This window comes from Ectothiorhodospira sp. 9100 (assembly GCF_022227565.1).
GTDB lineage: Bacteria > Pseudomonadota > Gammaproteobacteria > Ectothiorhodospirales > Ectothiorhodospiraceae > Ectothiorhodospira > Ectothiorhodospira marina.
Window position 1 is genome coordinate 1 of the sequence record NZ_JAJNAN010000117.1, and the last position, 861, is coordinate 861.

An 861-nucleotide genomic window follows, 5' to 3' on the forward strand; every position below is an offset into this window, starting at 1 on the left:
GTCTCCGGGTCATAGTCCACCACGCAGGAACGGGCCAGCAGGTTGATACGCACATCGCGCACCCCGGGCAGTGATGCCAGCAAAGCCTGGAGTGTTTCGATCAAGGCCCCGGACGGGGCCTTCTGGAGCTGAGGGTCGCGGACAAGTTTCAGTCGCACGCGCCCACGCACGTGATGGGCAATCCGCACATCGTCGAGCACGGCACGCACGTCATCAAGCTGAATCATGGCGCACCTGCCAACAGGCACGGTGGCCACTCAGGAGCGCTTGCGCGCAGAGGGATATTTCCAGGCATCAAGTTCACGCACCCATTACTCGGGGATGGCGTCACTTGGCTGGCGGCGGCTGGCTGGAGTGACGTACGGTTGATTCGGGCAGATCACTCAGGATCCGTACCCCTTCAACATGACATGGCGTGCCCTGAACTCCAAGCCGGGTGCTTCATCAGTTTGCGCGCAAACCCATACCCCCTTGAAAAAATGGATTCAGGTCGCCGAAAGGGAAACAGGCCCCTTGGCGCGAATAGTAATGAGTACTATTCTTGATCAGCAGCACTGCCGGCAAGCCAACGCCGACCATCTCCAGTCATCCCTTCGGGAGACACCGCCATGATGATTGCCATGAACCGCTTCAAGGTCCGCCACGGTCACGAAACAGAATTCGAGGTGAGATAGGGGCAGATGAAGGGCAGGCACGCTCCCATCAGGAGGATTCTATGGGGCGCTACGGTCCCCTCAAGCGCCCCATACTCCGATGCCGCGCCCTTCCATGGTCCGCTCCGTCTCCCAGATCCGCTGCCCCAGGTCACCTCGGGATCGCGATTGAAGATCACCAGGTGGGCCTCATCGGCGCCCACCTGGG

Annotated in this window: 1 protein-coding gene; it reads right to left on the reverse strand. The window is 60.6% G+C overall.

The features are described from left to right. Positions 1-227 (reverse strand): heavy-metal-associated domain-containing protein (locus tag LPW29_RS15200; protein WP_238628715.1); only part of this gene is annotated, 227 nt, incomplete at its 3' end. Between the last annotated feature and the right edge of the window lie 634 nt (positions 228-861).